This is a genomic window from Flavobacterium sp. GW821-FHT12A05 (assembly GCF_058807735.1).
Genome location: NZ_JBXAQY010000006.1, coordinates 233280 through 250853, shown reverse-complemented (window position 1 = coordinate 250853; position 17574 = coordinate 233280). Strand labels below are relative to the sequence as shown.

Sequence of the window (17574 nt, the reverse complement as noted above, 5' to 3'; positions counted from 1 at the left end):
TTTTGATTCTTAACTAATTCAAAATTATTTATCTGCAAAAACTTTTTTCCAATCGTCTTTTATGCTGATTACATGATATTTATATTTTGCTGCCATATTAAGCGACAGGTTATCTTTTTCCTGATAGCTGTATTCGCGAATCGAATCGTTATGATTAACAATCATTTGAAAAGAAGGATATTTACTTCCGGAAGAATATCTTAACATAGCCAGATCACCTGCTCCGCCTTCGTTACCGCACGCAAAAACAGGACGCTGCCCTATATGCAATTGTATGCCAACAGGTTTTCCTGCTTTATCATCTAAAAGATCTAAAGCCGGAAGTCTTTTTACACTGTTTGTTGCATCATCAAAAACATATTTAAAAGAAGTTCCAACTACCTGTTCTTTTGGGATTCCGTAGAAATCTGAAGATATGGCGCGAACCAACTCAATTGTCCCGCCCGTTACAATAAAGGTTTTAAAACCATTTGCGCGCAGGTAATTTAATAATTCCAGTTGCGGCTGGTATCTAATTTGTTTTAAGGAAACATTTTTGCCCGGATATTGTGCTCCTGCAAAAAATTCTTTAGTCGATGCCTCGAACTCATCTTCGGTCATACCGGTATGAGTTGCGGCAACTAACTCTATCAGTGCTTTATCTCCACCTTTTTCGAAAAAGGTTTTGTCTTTTTCTACAACCGCTTTAAAAGGTTGTTTTTGTGCCAAAGCCGGATTGGCCTCTACCATTTTTTTAACGCGGTAAAAAGCAAATAATTCCTGAACATATGGCTTTTCGGCCCATAGTGTTCCATCGTTATCAAAAGTGGCGATTCTATTTTCAACCGGAATAAAATCTGGAGTTCCTTTTGTGGTTACTTTTTTTACATAAGCGATAATATCGCTTTTTAATGTCCCGTCGTTCCAACTCGGGAGCGGATCTCCGCTTGTTGCAACCGTTGTGGTACTATCATTAGGGCTGACAGTAGTCGTGTCTTCTGATTTATTTTTACAGGAAACCAGCAAAAATAAAAACAGGCACGATAGATATATTTTTCTATACATGGTCTTGATTTTTTAAAATAGAGCTTGAATTATGGGGAACTCAAGCTCTACTTGATGTTTCTTATTTTTTCTTTGAAGCTCCTTGATTCATTGCTTTTTGAAGTTTAATTCCATTAAGCGTTTCTTCTAATATTGTATATGGAGAGAAACTTGGTGGTATTGAACGAGGAGGATATTCTTTGAAAGTTTCCGCAAAAACTACTACATCCTGAATCATACCATAAGCTGATCCAACATGATTAAGCTGCCAGTCCCAAAAAGTGTTTGAAGTAATATCGGCTCTTTCAAAAGGATCCTGCATTAGATTAAATATCTTATTCAGTCTTAATTTTGTAAAAGGTTCAGCCCATACTCCTAAAGTACCTTGCAAACGTTGTTCTGCAAATACGTACTTGTAATCTCCTTCACGTAAACCCACTAAAAGTCCATCATCATCAGAATAGAAGAATTTATCTCGAGCACTTTTTGGAGTAGTTCCACGAAGAAATGCCGATTGATCAAATCCATCTAAATGTACTTTATAGTTAATACCATTTGCTTTATAACCTGTTAGTAGTTTTTTTACTAAATCTGGTTCTCCTGCTATTGAAGCCAAAGTTGGCATCCAGTCGTTATGAGACATAATTTCATTTGTAATTGTTCCCGGTTTAATTACACCAGGCCAGCGTACTAAACAAGGAACACGGAAAGCGCCTTCCCAATTGGTATTTTTTTCAGAACGAAATGGTGTCATTGCTCCATCAGGCCATGTATTCATGTGTGGCCCATTATCTGTAGAATAAACCACAATAGTATTATCAGCAATTCCTAGATCGTCTAACGCTTTTAGTAATGTTCCAACTGTCATATCATGCTCGATCATACCATCGATATATTCACTGTCACCGTGTGTATATTTTCCTCTATGTTCTGCTCTTACATGCGTACGTAAGTGCATACGTGTAGCATTGAACCAGCAAAAAAATGGTTTCCCGGCTGCATTTTGTCTTTTAATAAAATCAATGGCCGCTGCAGATGTTTCGTCATCAACCGTTTCCATTCTTTTTTTAGTAAGCGCTCCTGTATCTTCAATTTTTTGTTTTCCAACTTTCCCAAAACGGGCATCTGGAATACTAGGGTCATCTACATTGGTTGCAACACATTTTAAAACACCTCTTGGTCCAAACTTAGCTAAGTATGCAGGATCTTTAGGATAATCTGGCAATTCCGGTTCCTCTTCAGCATTTAAGTGATACAGGTTTCCAAAAAACTCGTCAAAACCATTTACAGTAGGTAGAGTTTCGTTACGGTCTCCCACGTGGTTTTTACCAAATTGACCTGTAGCATACCCTAAATTTTTCATAATTCCGCCAATGGATGGATCTAACTGGCTCATTCCCATAGGTGCTCCCGGAAAACCTACTTTAGTTAAACCAGTACGAATTCCGTGTTGACCTGTTAAAAAAGCGGCGCGGCCTGCAGTACAGCTTTGTTCTCCATAATAATGTAGAAAACGCTCACCTTCATTTGCAATTCTATCTATATTTGGGGTTGTATATCCCATAAGACCATCGCTGTAAGCACTAATATTAGTTGTACCGATGTCATCTCCCCATATAATAAGGATGTTAGGTTTTTTATTATTCTGAGCTTTCACCTGAACAATTGTGAAGCATACTAATGCAAAGAGCATTATGGCATTTCTAATTTTACTTTGTTTCATGGTAATAAGATTTATTAATAATTCATTTATTGTGGTTTATGTAAAATCGAATTATAATTTTCTGCTTAAAATCAGGCAGAAAAGCAACCGGTATTAAAACAATATGTTAGAACTTTTAGCTGCTTAAGGCGGGGGATTTTGCAGCAACGATTTTTTAACGTTTTGTTAAGTATCTCAAAATTATGCAATAAAAAACCGAAAAATCTTATTTTGAAGGCCTTACGTTGTTGCAAATTATAACTTGCAACATCAAAAAGGCATTATAAAACAAAAAAGCCACCCGATTACCGGATGGCTTTTAAAAATATATGATCTTTTTACAGAAACTATTCTATTTCAGAAACTCTCATGGTATTAACCATTCCTTTATCTTTAATTGGCATTGCAGCAAGATTAATTAAGTAATCTCCTTTTGCTGCGTACCCTTTTTCAACTGCAATTTGGTTTACATCTGTAACAGTATCATCTGTACTTTCTTCGTTATCATAAAAGAATGATTTTACTCCCCATAATAAATTTAATTGAGTTAAGATTCTTCTGTTTGAAGTAAATACTAAAATATGAGCTGTTGATGGTCTCCAAGCCGAAATTTGGAAAGCCGTGTAACCACTATTTGTTAAAGTACAAATTGCTTTAGCTTCGATTTCGTTAGCCAATAATGCAGCTTGGTGACAAACCGTTTTAGTGACAAAACGTTTTGTTTTAATTTGCGGCGTATTTTGCGGCACCTGAATTAGTTCAGAATCCTCAACAGCCTCGCAAATTTGTGTCATTCTCTGGATAACTTGTACAGGATAGTTTCCTGTTGCAGTTTCTCCAGACAACATTACAGCATCTGCACCGTCCATTACTGAGTTAGCAACGTCATTTACTTCTGCTCTTGTTGGTGTTAAACTTGTAATCATTGTTTCCATCATTTGTGTGGCAACGATAACAGGAATTCTAGCTGTTTTTGCTCTGCGAATTAAATCTTTTTGCACTAATGGCACTTCGTGAGCAGGAAGTTCAACTCCAAGATCTCCACGAGCTACCATTAAACCATCGCAATAGGCTACAATTTTGTCCATGTTCTCAAGAGCTTCCGGCATTTCAATTTTAGCAACAATTGGAATTTTAACGTCTGAATGTTTAGCGATTAATTCTTGTAGATCTTGTAAATCGCGAGGAGTTTTTACAAATGAAAGTGCGATCCAGTCTACTTTTTGCTCGATAGCAAAGATGGCATCGGCAATATCTTTTTCAGTTAAAGCTGGTAAAGAAATTTTAGTGTTTGGAAGATTAACTCCTTTTTTAGATTTTAATTCTCCACCCTGAATAACTTTAGCAACAACTTCTGTTTTTTTGTCTGTTGAAAGAATTTCAAAAATAAGTTTACCATCGTCAAGCAAAATGCGCTCTCCCGGGTTAACATCATTTGGGAAATTTTGATATTTCATGAACACTTTTTGAGCTGTTCCAATAATATCTTCTGCTGTTGTAAAAGTAATAGTATCACCATCGTGTACAACTGTACCCTCTTCCATTACACCAACTCTAAGTTTTGGTCCTTGCAAATCTCCAAGAATTGCTGTCGTGTAACCAAACTCTTCGTTTAATCCTCTAATGATATTGATTTTTTCTTTTACTCCTTCGTAATCAGCATGTGAAAAATTGACTCTAAACACATTAACCCCTGCATCGATCATATCTTTAATGATCTCTCTCGTACCACATGCAGGACCTAACGTAGCTACAATTTTGGTTTTCTTGTTTGTTAACATTTTTTTTAAAAAATTAGATTGTTTTTTGATTTTATTTTATTGGTATCGACAGCATAAATTGCTGCAATACTTTCTATTGAATTTAATTTTTGCTGAATTTCTGAAAAATCAACTGCCTCTTCGCTGTTATCAATTTTCAGGAAAAAATCTACCTTTTTGAATTCAGGAAGTAAATGAATTGTTGTAGAAACCTCACTTGTTTCATTAGAAAACAAATTCTGGAAATCATTTGTACTCACAGAAATGATCTCATTTTTATTCTGAATCAAATTCCATGATACAGCTTTCTCAGAATCATAATAATAAAATCTCGAAAAATTTGCCTCGCCTTCTTTAGTTTGAGCATGGATCTCGTTTTTGCTCTTACTTAAGTTAATCGGAAGGTTTTTATTGATAAAATAGGCCAGTCTATAATCTTCTAATGAAGTATGAATTGCCATTAAATAATAATCAATTTCGTCAAATTCGTCTAAATCCAATCTATGAATTGCCATGTCATGAAAAATCAAGTTGTAAATATACTATTTCTTGCGGAGCATAAATAGTTATAAGCAGCTTGTTTTTATTAATTTATAAACGAAAACGATTTAGCGTTAAGAAAATTACCAGTATTTTGTAATTATTTCTTGTCAATTTTTTCCTGAAACGCAAAATAAGCTCTTTGCGAAGCTTTTTCTTCTGCTTTCTTTTTGGATGTTGCTCGCGCTCTTGCGACAACTTTATCGTCTATACTTAATTTGACACCAAACAAGCGTTGTCCGTCAATACCGTTATCTTCAAAAATGTCGTAATGAAAGACTCTCTTTTCTTTCTGGCACCATTCGATAACTAAACTTTTGTAACTGATTACTTTTCCTTCTAGTCGTGCAATATCGACATAAGGAGTCACTACTCTTTTTTGAATAAATCGTTCACAATACGAATATCCTTTATCCAGATAAATAGCACCAATAAGCGATTCGAAAATATTACCATGAATGTTTTCTCCAAAATGCTGTACCGGTACTTTACTTTCTACAAAACGCACTAAGTTCAAATCCTTGCCCAACTCATTTAAGTGTTCGCGGCTTACGATTTTTGAACGCATTTTTGTTAGATAACCTTCATCACCATTAGGTGCCTTATTAAACAAATGTGCCGCAATTACAGCACTTAGCATTGCATCTCCTAAAAATTCTAAACGTTCATAATTTATAGGATGACCTGCTTCATCTAATTTATTTGACGACCTGTGAGTAAATGCTTTCTTGTAAAATTCAATATTTACGGGCTGAAAACCAAGAATTTTCTGAATAGTGTCAAAAAAAATCCCGTCTTCTAGAGAACGGGATTTAGAAAATATTTTTTTGATAATATTCATATTCGAAAATTACTCAGCAATTTTTTTAAACAATACACAAGCATTGTGTCCACCAAATCCAAATGTGTTACTCATAGCAACGTTCACCTCTCTTTTTTGAGGCTTGTTTAAGGTAAGATTCAATGAAGGATCTATATTCTCATCAACTACTGTATGGTTAATCGTAGGAGGAACAATACCATGTTTCATTGCCAAAATAGAAGCAATTGCTTCAATAGCTCCGGCAGCACCAAGTAAATGTCCTGTCATAGATTTTGTAGAGTTGATGTTGATGTTTTTTGCATGATCTCCAAAAACTGCACTGATCGCTTTTAACTCAGCAACGTCTCCTAATGGAGTAGATGTTCCGTGAGTATTGATATGATCAATATCTTCTGGGTTCATACCAGCATCTTTCAATGTATTTTTCATTACCGCAATAACTCCAATTCCTTCCGGATGTGGTGCTGTTAAGTGGTAAGCATCAGATGACATTCCGCCTCCGCCAATTTCGCAGTAAATTTTTGCGCCTCTGGCTTTTGCGTGTTCATAATCTTCAAGAACTAAAGCTCCTGCTCCTTCTCCTAAAACAAAACCATCTCTGGTTGCATCAAAAGGTCTTGAAGCTGTTTCCGGACTGTCATTTCTTGTAGATAAAGCGTGCATAGAGTTAAAACCTCCCATACCAGCAATGGTAATAGCAGCTTCAGAACCACCTGAAACAATAACATCACACATTCCTAAACGAATGTAGTTGAAAGCATCGATTAAAGCATTTGCAGAAGATGCGCATGCAGAAACCGTAGTATAATTTGGTCCCATATAACCGTTACGCATAGAAATATGCGCTGGGGCAATATCGGCAATCATTTTTGGAATAAAAAACGGATTGAACTTTGGAGTTCCATCACCTTTAGCATAGTAAATTACTTCTTCCTGGAAAGTTTCTAAACCTCCAATTCCTGCGCCCCAGATAACACCAACTCTTGTTTTATCGATATTATCGTTTGTAAGTCCAGCATCTTTAATAGCTTCGTCACTGGCAGCAATCGCATATTGAGCAAATTTATCTAATCTACGAGATTCCTTGCGATCCATGTAATCTTCAATATTGAAGTTTTTCACTTCGCAGGCAAATTTCGTTTTATGCTTCTCTGTATCATAATATGTGATAGGAGCGGCTCCGCTTACCCCATTCACAAGTGCATCCCAATACTCCTGGATATTATTCCCGATAGGAGTAAGTGCACCTAATCCTGTTACAACAACTCGCCTTAATGCCATAAATATGTATTTTGTGTCTTTAAACAAATAAAACCCATTGCTTTCTTAATTGTATTGCTACTTAAGAGCCATGGGTATTACAATATAAATATATCTTTTTGATTGAAAATCAATCGAAATTTAAAATTTAAAAAAATAATAACACCCGACTTTTAATAAAGCTCAAATTTCAAAAAACAAATTCCAAGATTGGAGTTTGGAATTTCAAAAATTGACTTTTTTAAATTTCGGGTGTGGTATTATTATTTTTTAGCTTCCTCGATATAAGAAATAGCTTGACCTACAGTAGCAATGTTTTCTGCTTGATCGTCTGGAATTTGAATATCAAATTCTTTTTCGAATTCCATAATAAGCTCAACAGTGTCTAATGAGTCAGCTCCCAAATCATTAGTGAAGCTTGCTTCTGTTACAACTTCGTTTTCGTCAACACCTAATTTGTCTACGATAATCGCTTTTACTCTTGATGCAATGTCTGACATAATCTTTAATTTTAGAATTTAATTTGTTGGCAAAAATAAAAAACTTTATTTTAAAACAACTATTTAGTTTATAAATGTGATACTAATTTATAAAATTAATTTCAAGAAAGGTCTTTCAAAGCTATTTATTTTCGTTTTTTATTCCGTTTTTTGCATTCTCAAAATAAATTCTATTATGAAAAAAATTATCGTTTTTGCCTCAGGATCAGGAACTAACGCAGAAAACATTATAAAATATTTTTCGGAGATTGAAATTGCAAAGGTTGTTTCGATTTTTACAAATAATGCTTCGGCAAAAGTTATTGAAAGAGCAAAAAATCATCAAATTCCAGTCGAAATCTTCTCAAAAAACGAACTTTTGGAACGAAACGTACTACAAAAAATACAAAAAATCGACCCGGATTTGATCGTTCTTGCAGGTTTCTTATTGAAATTTCCAGAAAACATAATCGAGCAGTATCCAAACAAAATAATCAACATACATCCGGCACTTTTACCTAAATATGGAGGTAAAGGAATGTACGGCATGCACATACACAGGGCAATTGTTAATAATAAAGAGAAAGAAACCGGAATCTCAATTCATTACGTAAACGAAAATTACGATGAAGGCGGCATCATCTTTCAGCAAAATGTAGTTTTAACTGATGAAGATACCCCAGAAACAGTAGCAGAAAAGATTCATGAGCTGGAACAAAAACATTTTCCTGAAATTATTCATAGAATATTAGATATAAAATCCTAATAATTAAAAATCCAAATTCCAATTTGAATAATCTAAGATCTGCAATCTAAAATAAATAAATGAATCACGAAGTACATATATATACAGACGGCGCGGCAAAAGGAAATCCCGGAAACGGCGGCTATGGCGTGGTTATGGAATTAGTTGGAACTCCGCATAAAAAAGAATTTTACGAAGGTTTTCGTCTCACAACAAATAACCGAATGGAGCTTTTGGCTGTAATTGTGGGTTTAGAGAAACTGAAAAATCCAAACATGAAAGTCCTTGTAATTTCTGATTCTAAATACGTCGTAGATTCTGTTGAAAAAAAATGGGTTCTAGGCTGGGAGAAAAAGAAATTTGCTGGCAGAAAAAACCCAGATTTATGGAAACGCTTTTTAGTTGTTTACCGCAAACATCAGGTCGATTTTAAATGGATAAAAGGCCACAACAATCATCCGCAAAACGAACGCTGCGACCAACTTGCCGTTATGGCATCAATGCAGCCCAAACTTTCTGTAGACGTTTATTATGAAACCATAGGTTCTAAAGAATAACAAAAAACGCGTTTAAAACAATTGCTTTAAACGCGTTTTTTAATTACTAAAACTATTACTTATTCTTTATCTAAATCTTTTGCTGTCTTAAATCCAGTCAAAAGCCCTATACCTGCCATGATGAATATAAGTGAAGGATAGACTGCTCCGTCATTAAGAGAAGTGTAAGTGGTAACCACTAATGCAAGAAAAATTCCCAAACCGCTTCCTATTAATAAGAATGCCAGATTTACAACAAAGATTTTCCAAGCTGGAGCGCCGTTTCCTTTTCCCTGCATAAATATACTCGCATCAACACCTTTTTCTATAAGCGCTAAACGTTCTCTGTTTCTAGTAGAATAAATTAAATAAACGATCCCGAAGATCATTAAGAAAAAACTAATTGGAATTAAAATTTTGTCGTCCATAATATTTACGTTTTTAAATTGATTGATACTCCATATGACGAGGCTTTTTAAATTCAGGTTACAAGTTTTGGTGAAATTTTTTAAATTTTAAATTAAAAGCTCCAAAAGTCACTGATTATCAACTAATTTTGGATATATTTTTTACTAAACAACTTTGTCAAAGTTTAAAACTTTGACAAAGTTCAACAGCACATTTGGAATTTGGAATTTATTTTTTTTGGAATTTCTTCTAAAGTTGAAATTTTATTTCATTTCGCTGTAACCTAAAATAATAAACTGTCGTCCTATATAATATGAGTACTATAAATGACCAACATTATATCGACAAAATTCTGCAGGGCGAGACCAATGCGTTTGCCGTTCTTGTGAATCGTTATAAGGATATGATCTTTACGCTGGCACTCAAAATGGTTAAAAACCGAGAAGAAGCAGAAGAAGTAGCTCAGGATACTTTTATCAAAATTTATAGTTCACTCAGTAAGTTTAAAGGCGATTCTAAATTTTCTACCTGGATTTATAAAATCGCTTATAATACCTGTCTGGACCGATTAAAGAAAAGCAAAAAAGAAGATTCGAATATTTCTATAGATGAATTTTCGGCACATTTAATTAAAACAATGGACAATGCTTTGAGTGCTTTAGAAGAAAAAGAACGAAAGCAAACCATTCAAAAATGTTTAAATTTATTACCCAATGATGAAAATTTCCTTTTGACCTTGTTTTATTTTGATGATCAAAATTTAGAAGAAATTGGAAAAATAATGAATATATCAGCAAACAATGCTAAAGTAAAATTATTTAGAAGCCGACAAAAATTAGCTGTAATTTTGAGACAGCAGTTAGAACCCGAAATAATAGAATGTTATGAAATCGGCAAGATTCCAAAACAAAAACAAAATGAAGAATGCCGATAACAAATTCCATTAAAAAAATAAATATTATCTTCATATGAAAGAGAGCGATAAAAATATAGAACATCTTATTGATAAAATGATGAGTGAAGACAAACTGGAGTCACCATCAATAGATTTTACTTCAAAAATAATGTCCGAAGTTTTAGTATTGGAAGATAAAAAACTGAAAGCATACAAACCTTTAATTTCTAAACCCGTTTGGTTTTTTATAGGCGCCGCTTCTGCAGCTTTAGTTCTTTATGTATCTTTCTTTTCAGGAACAGAAACCAATCTGGAAGCTGGAAAATTATATACTGATAAAGTCGCAGACGTTTTTTCGGGAATTCATTTTTCTAAAAATATAATGTATGCTCTTTTAATTGTTCCTTTTATGATCCTGATTCAGATTGGGGTTTTAAAAAATTATTTTGATAAGAAGTATCAGTTGTAGATTTAAGATTAAAAAATGAAAACAGAAAAAATGAAAAACAAATTACCTAAAGAAGATTTAAGAAAATGGGTGAAAATTGCTGAAAAATCTCCAACAATGTCTTTAGAAAAATTTAATGAAAAATGGGAAGAAAAAAAGCTAGAAATAAAAAACCACCAATTGTAGATTTATTTAAACGAATCTTGTCTTTTTCTAATGAAGTCTATCCCTAAATAGCAATCAGAGCTTATATCGTAACCGTTTTTAAACAAAATATACTCTATCGTTAGCTGTTCTCCTTCTTTAATAATTGCACGATTAAGAGCTAATCTTTTTGAAGCGGTTTCTTTTGAATATTTTTTCAAAAATTCATCAAATCCTAAATTTGAATATTCTTTTTCGGTCATTGGATTTAATTTAAAGCTATCAATATAAACAGGCTTTTTAAATCTTTTTTTATCTAAAACAAATTCATGATTTAAAACAGCATCTAAAAAAACTTTCAAAGAAGAAAATTCATCAGAATAATATTGTTCATATAAGAAGGACAATTCATTATTGTTGGTTAGGCAGACTTCTCTATTATTTGTTAAAAAATAGAGATTAAAAGAAGTATACATTGAGGGTATTCTCTGTCCATCTATTTTTTCTTGAAGAGCTAACCTCTCAATCATTTCTTCAGAAAAATTAGGCTTTTTGCTTTCACATGAAATCAAAAGACAAAACAACATTAATAAGGTTACTATTTTCTTCATAAATGAGATTGGATGTTTTTAACAAATCTAGTAAAAAACCTGAACGTTTTTTTCCAAAATAAAACTTGCGATTTAAATACAAAAAACATATTATAAGCTCTCTGTAGTTCCAAATATAATTCATTCATTTACAACATAATTACACCCGAAATCGATATTATTTTTTTATGAAAATTTTGAGAACCTAAACCGTTGCAAGATTGTAACTTATGAAGTATCTTTGCACCCTAATTCGAAATTCATAAAATGAATAAATTATTGATTGTTGGAACAGTTGCTTTCGACGCGATCGAAACTCCTTTCGGAAAAACAGATAAAATATTAGGTGGTGCTGCAACGTATATTGGTTTATCAGCTTCATTTTTTAACTTACAATCGGCCATTGTTTCTGTAGTTGGCGACGATTTTCCTCAAGAGCATTTAGATTTATTAACTTCAAAAAATATTGATATCTCTGGTATCGAAATTGTAAAAGGCGGCAAAACCTTTTTTTGGAGCGGTTTATACCACAATGATTTAAATTCAAGAGACACATTAGTAACCGAGTTAAACGTTTTAGCTGATTTTCAGCCAAAAGTTCCTCAAAACTATAAAGATGCCGATGTTGTGATGTTAGGAAACTTACATCCGTTAGTACAAAGCAGTGTTTTAGATCAATTAGAGAAGAAACCAAAATTAGTAGTTTTAGATACTATGAACTTTTGGATGGACTGCGCTCTTCCAGAATTACTAGACGTTATTAAACGTGTAGACGTTATTACAATCAATGACGAAGAAGCCAGACAACTTTCTGGTGAATATTCATTAGTAAAAGCAGCTGCTAAAATCCAGGACATGGGACCAAAATATGTGGTGATCAAAAAAGGAGAGCACGGCGCACTTTTATTCCACAACAGAGAAGTTTTCTTTGCACCAGCTTTACCATTAGAAGATGTTTTTGATCCAACAGGAGCAGGAGACACTTTTGCAGGTGGTTTCTCAGGATTCATTGCACAAAGCGAAAACATCTCGTTTAACAATATGAAAAACGCAATTATTTACGGCTCAAATTTAGCTTCGTTCTGCGTAGAGAAATTTGGAACCGAAAGGATGGAAACATTAAGCAAAGCCGAAGTAGCGATTCGATTACAGCAATTTAAGTCGTTAACTCAGTTTGACATAGAAATATAATGCCCAAGAGCCTCGATAAAACGGGGCTTTTTTATTACGTTAATACACACAACTTACAACACAACACAAAAAAAATAAAAAAACAATGAGCGACGCTTTAAAACACGAATGTGGTATAGCCTTAGTAAGACTTCTTAAACCGCTTGAATATTATAAAGAAAAATACGGAACTGCTTTCTACGGAATCCAGAAAATGTATTTGATGATGGAAAAACAGCATAACCGTGGACAAGACGGCGCTGGTTTTGCAAGCATTAAACTGGATGTTGAACCTGGACAACGCTACATAAGCCGAGTTCGTTCGAATCACTCACAGCCAATACAAGATGTTTTTAAACAAATCAATGAGCGAATCAGTGAAGAATTAAAAGCACAGCCAGAAATTGGTGATGACGTTGCTAAAATAAAATCGGAAATTCCGTATGTTGGCGAATTATTTTTAGGACACGTTCGTTACGGAACTTTTGGAAAAAACAGCATCGAAAGTGTTCACCCATTTTTACGTCAAAGTAACTGGATGCACCGTAATTTGATTTTAGCCGGAAACTTTAACATGACAAACGTTAAAGAACTTTTTGAAAATCTGGTTGAATTAGGACAGCATCCAAAAGAAATGGCCGATACTGTTACGGTAATGGAAAAAATTGGTCACTTCTTAGACAAAGAGGTAATGCAATTGTACCAAGACTGTAAAGCCGAAGGTTATTCAAAAAGAGAAGCTTCGCCAGTAATTGCAGAACGTTTGGATATTGCAAAAATACTAGCCCGCTCTGCTAAAAACTTAGACGGTGGTTATGCAATGGCCGGATTATTAGGTCATGGTGACGCTTTTGTATTTAGAGATCCAGCCGGAATTCGTCCTGCTTATTTTTATCAAGATGACGAAGTAGTTGTTGTGGCTTCTGAAAGACCTGTTATTCAAACTGTATTTAATGTTCCGTTTGAAAGCGTACAGGAAATCGAACCAGGAAATGCTTTAATCATCAAAAAAAGCGGTAAAGTTTCTATGAATCAAATCTTGGAACCAACCGTTAAAAAAGCTTGTTCGTTTGAAAGAATTTATTTCTCTAGAGGAAGTGATGCTGAAATTTACCAAGAACGTAAAAACTTAGGTAAATTGATTTTACCAGCTGTTCTTAACGCAATCGACAGTGATACAGACAATACTGTTTTCTCATACATTCCTAATACAGCCGAAACTTCATTTTATGGTTTAGTCGAAGCTGCTCAGGATTTCTTAAATCAGAGAAAAAACAATTATATTTTAGAAAACAGAAACACACTTACCACAGAAACGCTTCAGGAACTTTTAGCTGTAAAAATACGTACAGAAAAAGTCGCTATTAAAGATGCTAAACTTAGAACCTTTATTACTGAAGACAGCAGCCGTGATGATTTAGTAGCTCACGTTTACGACGTAACGTATGGTGTAATTAAACCAGAAGACAATCTGGTTATTATTGATGATAGTATTGTTCGTGGTACTACATTAAAAATGAGCATCATAAAAATGATGGATCGCTTAAAGCCAAAGCGTATCGTAATTGTTTCATCGGCACCGCAAATTCGTTATCCGGATTGTTACGGAATCGATATGGCAAAACTAGAAGGCCTTGTAGCTTTTAGAGCAGCCTTGACATTATTAAAAGAAAGAAACTTATATCATATCGTTGACGAAGTTTATGCTAAATGTAAAGCACAAGAAAACTTTGAAGATAAGGATGTTGTAAATTATGTAACTGCAATTTACGATCAATTTACTCCTGAAGAGATTTCAGATAAAATTGCAGAAATGTTGAGTTCTCCGGAAATCAATGCCGAAGTAAAAATCATTTTCCAAAAAGTTGAAGATTTACATATTGCCTGTCCGAAAAATCTTGGTGACTGGTACTTTACCGGAGATTATCCTACCCCAGGTGGAAACCGAGTTGTAAACCGTGCTTTTATGAATTTCTACGAAGGAAAAGACGCGAGAGCTTATTAAAAAAGTATTAACAAAAGGTTAAATAGTGCATTTCATCGGTTTTTTTTGCCGTTCATCCTGTTTGTTTGGTGAAATTGAAAAGCTACAATACTTTTGAGAAACCATAACATTAGTAGGTTAAGTTTATGGTAGATTTGGGGCAAAAAGGGTGGAAGTAATTCCACCTTTTTTATTGGTATAAACTCAAGTATTTCGATTTTAAGTCTTTACTTCTCACTTCGTCGGATATTTTTACTTTTTATCTAAAAAGTTTTTTTCATAAAATTAGCTGCCATACATTTACTAGACCATAACATTAGTAGGTTAAGTTTATGGTAGATTTGGGGCAAAAAAGGCGGAAGAGATTCCGCCTTTTTTATTTATAATCCTTCCAATATTGCGCTACAGCCTTTATATCAACTTCGTCGGATATATTTGCTTTTTGTCTAAAAAGTTTTTTTCATAAAAATAGTCGTCATACATTTACTACACCATAACATTAGTAGGTTAAGTTTATGGTAGATTTGGGGCAAAAAAGGCGAAAGAGATTTCGCCTTTTTTATTTTTCTTTCTTTTAAGAGAGAAGAGTAAAGATTATAGAAGAAAGATTATAGAAGAACGAATATAGAACAGAGAAAATAGATGAAAGAGGATAAAATAAAGACTCTAAAAAATATAGAAACAAACAAAAAAAAAAAGACGAATAACCGCAAGGCCATTCGTCTTTTCTCTTTATTCTTTGCTCTATTTTCTCGACTACTTGTCTAAAGCAAATCTTCTTGCAACTTCTGTCCAGTTAATTACACTAAAGAAAGCTTCAATATAATCTGGTCTTCTGTTTTGGTAGTTTAAATAGTAAGCATGTTCCCAAACATCCATTCCTAAGATTGGAGTTCCACCGTTACCAGCAACTTCCGGCATTAATGGATTATCTTGATTTGGAGTACCTACAACTTCTAATTTCCCTTCTTTTTGTACTGTTAACCAAGCCCATCCTGAACCAAATTGAGTTGCTCCGGCTTTAGCAAATTTTGCTTTAAATTCTTCGAAAGTTCCAAAAGAAGCTTCGATAGCAGCTAATAAATCTCCTGTTGGCAACCCTCCTCCGTTTGGAGACATTACAGTCCAGAATAAATTGTGGTTGTAAAAACCTCCACCATTGTTACGAACTGCTGCGTTTGACTTATCTAAGTTGATTAAGATATTTTCGATTGTTTTTCCCTCTAAATCTGTTCCTGCGATAGCTGCATTAAGATTTGTTGTGTATGCATTGTGGTGCTTTGTATGATGGATTTCCATTGTACGTGCATCAATATGTGGTTCTAATGCATCATATGCATAAGGTAATTGTGGTAATTCAAAAGCCATGATATAAGGATTTTTATGGTTTATAATAATTTATCCCAAATTTAGACATTTAACTTTGGAATTGAAAATACTATTTCGTTATAATTGAATTTAATTAATTGATAAATCGATTTTTTAAAAGATAATTACCTGCAAATCTTTATTTTCCGTTAAAAGTCGTCATAGTATTTTCCAATCCCGCAGTTCCAAAAGATTTTATAATTTCTGCCGAAGTTTCTAATCGTTCCGGTAATTTTGAATTTTCGTCGTCGTTCCATTCACCCAAAACATAATCTATCTGCTGGCCTTTTTTGAATTGATCGCTGATTCCGAATCTAAAGCGGGTATAGTTTTGTGTATTTAAAACCAAATTAATGTTTTTAAGTCCGTTATGGCCGCCGTCGCTTCCTTTAGGTTTGATTCTGATGGTTCCAAATGACAGGTTTAAATCGTCTGTAATGATCAAAATATTCTCTAGTGGAATATTTTCTTTATCCATCCAGTATTTTACGGCTTTCCCGCTTAAATTCATGTAAGTGTTTGGTTTAAGCAAAAGAAATGTTCTTCCTTTAAACTTATATTCGGCCAATGCTCCCAATTTTACGGTTTCGAATGAAAGACCTTCTTTTCTGGCTAAAAAATCCAATACTTTAAATCCAATATTGTGTCTTGTATTTACATATTCGGCACCAATATTTCCTAAACCAACGATTAAATATTTCTTCATATTATCTATGTTCTCTTCTTTTTGTGTTGATGAAAACAGTTTTGTTATCCATTTTATCATGTTTGCAAAAGTAAGGTTAATTAGAGAATGTGGCAATTTGTTAATTAGATAATTATTCTTTAAGCGCTGAGAATGGCACGCAGATGACACTGATTAAACGGATTTACTCTGGCTTTTTTATACTACACGAAGGCTTCGACTTCGCTCAGCCTGGCAGGCGTACTATTTGTCAGGCTGAACGAAGTCGAAGCCTTTTCACTGCAAAAAACTTAGTACCTCAGCATCTTAAAAACTTAGAAGCTAAAAAAAAGCCCCAATCGTAAGATTGAGGCTTTTTGTATTGAGTTGAAAAAAATTATTTTTTCTTTCCTTTTGCAGGAGCTTTTGCAGCTTTTGCAGCTTCTTGAGCAGCTTTCATAGCAGCACGAGAAATTCTTACTTGAGCAACAACTGTGTTGTCTGGGTGCATAATTTTGTATTCTGGAGCACCAACTTTAGTAACGTATAATTTGTTACCCATTTCAAGTGGAGTAATGTCAGCTTCAACAAAATCAGGAAGATTTTTAGGTAAAGCTTTAACTTTTAATTTACGAGTGTTTAAACGTAAAACACCACCTGCAAGAACACCTTTAGATGTACCAACGATTTTCACAGGAACTTCCATTGTGATTTCTTTATCATCAAATAATTGGAAGAAGTCAATGTGTAAAATTTTGTCAGATACTGGGTGAACCTGAATGTCTTGCAAAATTGCATTGAATGATTTTCCTTTTCCAAGTTCGATCACAACTGTGTGAGCGTTTGGAGTGTAAACCAAGTTTTTGAATGCCGCAGCGTCCGCTGAGAAATGTACTGCCTGATTTCCTCCGTATAACACGCAAGGAACCGCTCCAGCATTACGTAAGGCTTTAGTTGACACTTTGCCCACGCTTTCTCTTTCTGATCCTTTAATTGTAATCGATTTCATTGTAAAAAAAATATAGTTATTAATAA

19 protein-coding genes are annotated in these 17574 nt (G+C 34.0%); 7 read left to right on the top strand and 12 right to left on the bottom strand.

Annotated features, from left to right (window positions below; translation table 11 throughout):
* Nucleotides 1-24 precede the first annotated feature (24 nt).
* The 7 genes from AC1RRQ_RS15505 to AC1RRQ_RS15475 all read right to left on the bottom strand — a co-directional run bounded on the left by AC1RRQ_RS15505 (nucleotide 25) and on the right by AC1RRQ_RS15475 (nucleotide 7608).
* Nucleotides 25-1044 (bottom strand): HAD family hydrolase, encoded by a 1020-nt coding sequence (locus AC1RRQ_RS15505; RefSeq protein WP_493023936.1) that lies wholly within the window; start codon nucleotides 1042-1044, stop codon nucleotides 25-27.
* Nucleotides 1045-1105: 61 nt separating this feature from the next.
* On the bottom strand, nucleotides 1106-2746 hold the full coding sequence (locus tag AC1RRQ_RS15500) for an arylsulfatase (protein WP_493023935.1): 1641 nt from the start codon (nucleotides 2744-2746) through the stop codon (nucleotides 1106-1108).
* 326 nt (nucleotides 2747-3072) lie between these two features.
* On the bottom strand, nucleotides 3073-4506 hold the full coding sequence (gene pyk / locus AC1RRQ_RS15495) for a pyruvate kinase (protein ID WP_493023933.1): 1434 nt from the start codon (nucleotides 4504-4506) through the stop codon (nucleotides 3073-3075).
* A gap of 5 nt (nucleotides 4507-4511) precedes the next feature.
* Complete coding sequence (locus AC1RRQ_RS15490; RefSeq protein ID WP_012023224.1) at nucleotides 4512-5000, bottom strand: IPExxxVDY family protein; 489 nt, start codon at nucleotides 4998-5000, stop codon at nucleotides 4512-4514.
* Nucleotides 5001-5125: 125 nt separating this feature from the next.
* A complete protein-coding gene (gene rnc / locus AC1RRQ_RS15485; protein ID WP_493023931.1) occupies nucleotides 5126-5866 on the bottom strand; it encodes a ribonuclease III in 741 nt (246 codons plus the stop codon).
* A 9-nt stretch (nucleotides 5867-5875) separates the two neighbouring features.
* Nucleotides 5876-7129: a beta-ketoacyl-ACP synthase II gene (fabF, locus tag AC1RRQ_RS15480; RefSeq protein ID WP_493023930.1), complete on the bottom strand. Its 1254-nt coding sequence runs from the start codon at nucleotides 7127-7129 to the stop codon at nucleotides 5876-5878.
* A gap of 242 nt (nucleotides 7130-7371) precedes the next feature.
* The gene (locus tag AC1RRQ_RS15475) at nucleotides 7372-7608 is read right to left on the bottom strand and encodes an acyl carrier protein (RefSeq protein WP_007137004.1); all 237 of its coding nucleotides are present in this window, start codon (nucleotides 7606-7608) and stop codon (nucleotides 7372-7374) included.
* 175 nt (nucleotides 7609-7783) lie between these two features.
* On the opposite strand from AC1RRQ_RS15475, the gene purN reads away from it, so the two are divergent.
* Complete coding sequence (gene purN, locus AC1RRQ_RS15470) at nucleotides 7784-8353, top strand: phosphoribosylglycinamide formyltransferase (RefSeq protein ID WP_493023929.1); 570 nt, start codon at nucleotides 7784-7786, stop codon at nucleotides 8351-8353.
* A 59-nt stretch (nucleotides 8354-8412) separates the two neighbouring features.
* On the top strand, nucleotides 8413-8889 hold the full coding sequence (gene rnhA, locus AC1RRQ_RS15465; protein WP_154340423.1) for a ribonuclease HI: 477 nt from the start codon (nucleotides 8413-8415) through the stop codon (nucleotides 8887-8889).
* Nucleotides 8890-8948: 59 nt separating this feature from the next.
* Here the strand turns inward: rnhA and AC1RRQ_RS15460 are convergent, their stop codons facing one another.
* Complete coding sequence (locus AC1RRQ_RS15460; protein ID WP_493023928.1) at nucleotides 8949-9296, bottom strand: DUF6249 domain-containing protein; 348 nt, start codon at nucleotides 9294-9296, stop codon at nucleotides 8949-8951.
* Between the two features lie 293 nt (nucleotides 9297-9589).
* On the opposite strand from AC1RRQ_RS15460, the gene AC1RRQ_RS15455 reads away from it, so the two are divergent.
* Genes AC1RRQ_RS15455 through AC1RRQ_RS15445 form a run of 3 tightly spaced genes read left to right on the top strand, consistent with a single transcriptional unit; the run spans nucleotide 9590 to nucleotide 10805 of the window.
* A complete protein-coding gene (locus AC1RRQ_RS15455) occupies nucleotides 9590-10210 on the top strand; it encodes an RNA polymerase sigma factor (RefSeq protein ID WP_493023927.1) in 621 nt (206 codons plus the stop codon).
* A 34-nt stretch (nucleotides 10211-10244) separates the two neighbouring features.
* The gene (locus AC1RRQ_RS15450) at nucleotides 10245-10640 is read left to right on the top strand and encodes a hypothetical protein (protein ID WP_493023926.1); all 396 of its coding nucleotides are present in this window, start codon (nucleotides 10245-10247) and stop codon (nucleotides 10638-10640) included.
* 15 nt (nucleotides 10641-10655) lie between these two features.
* On the top strand, nucleotides 10656-10805 hold the full coding sequence (locus tag AC1RRQ_RS15445) for a hypothetical protein (protein ID WP_493023925.1): 150 nt from the start codon (nucleotides 10656-10658) through the stop codon (nucleotides 10803-10805).
* Nucleotides 10806-10807: 2 nt separating this feature from the next.
* On the opposite strand, the gene AC1RRQ_RS15440 is transcribed toward AC1RRQ_RS15445, so the two are convergent.
* Nucleotides 10808-11374 carry a hypothetical protein gene (locus AC1RRQ_RS15440; protein WP_493023924.1) on the bottom strand — a complete coding sequence of 189 codons (567 nt, stop codon included), beginning with the start codon at nucleotides 11372-11374 and terminating at the stop codon, nucleotides 10808-10810.
* A 246-nt stretch (nucleotides 11375-11620) separates the two neighbouring features.
* Here AC1RRQ_RS15440 and AC1RRQ_RS15435 point away from each other — a divergent pair, with 246 nt between their 5' ends.
* A complete protein-coding gene (locus AC1RRQ_RS15435) occupies nucleotides 11621-12544 on the top strand; it encodes a PfkB family carbohydrate kinase (protein ID WP_493023923.1) in 924 nt (307 codons plus the stop codon).
* 85 nt (nucleotides 12545-12629) lie between these two features.
* On the top strand, nucleotides 12630-14528 hold the full coding sequence (locus AC1RRQ_RS15430) for an amidophosphoribosyltransferase (protein WP_493023922.1): 1899 nt from the start codon (nucleotides 12630-12632) through the stop codon (nucleotides 14526-14528).
* 735 nt (nucleotides 14529-15263) lie between these two features.
* Here AC1RRQ_RS15430 and AC1RRQ_RS15425 read toward each other — a convergent pair.
* The 3 genes from AC1RRQ_RS15425 to AC1RRQ_RS15415 form a co-directional block, all read right to left on the bottom strand.
* Nucleotides 15264-15875 (bottom strand): superoxide dismutase, encoded by a 612-nt coding sequence (locus AC1RRQ_RS15425; RefSeq protein ID WP_493023921.1) that lies wholly within the window; start codon nucleotides 15873-15875, stop codon nucleotides 15264-15266.
* Nucleotides 15876-16014: 139 nt separating this feature from the next.
* Complete coding sequence (gene pth, locus AC1RRQ_RS15420; protein ID WP_493023920.1) at nucleotides 16015-16641, bottom strand: aminoacyl-tRNA hydrolase; 627 nt, start codon at nucleotides 16639-16641, stop codon at nucleotides 16015-16017.
* Between the two features lie 295 nt (nucleotides 16642-16936).
* Complete coding sequence (locus AC1RRQ_RS15415; RefSeq protein WP_053472910.1) at nucleotides 16937-17548, bottom strand: 50S ribosomal protein L25/general stress protein Ctc; 612 nt, start codon at nucleotides 17546-17548, stop codon at nucleotides 16937-16939.
* Nucleotides 17549-17574 lie beyond the last annotated feature (26 nt).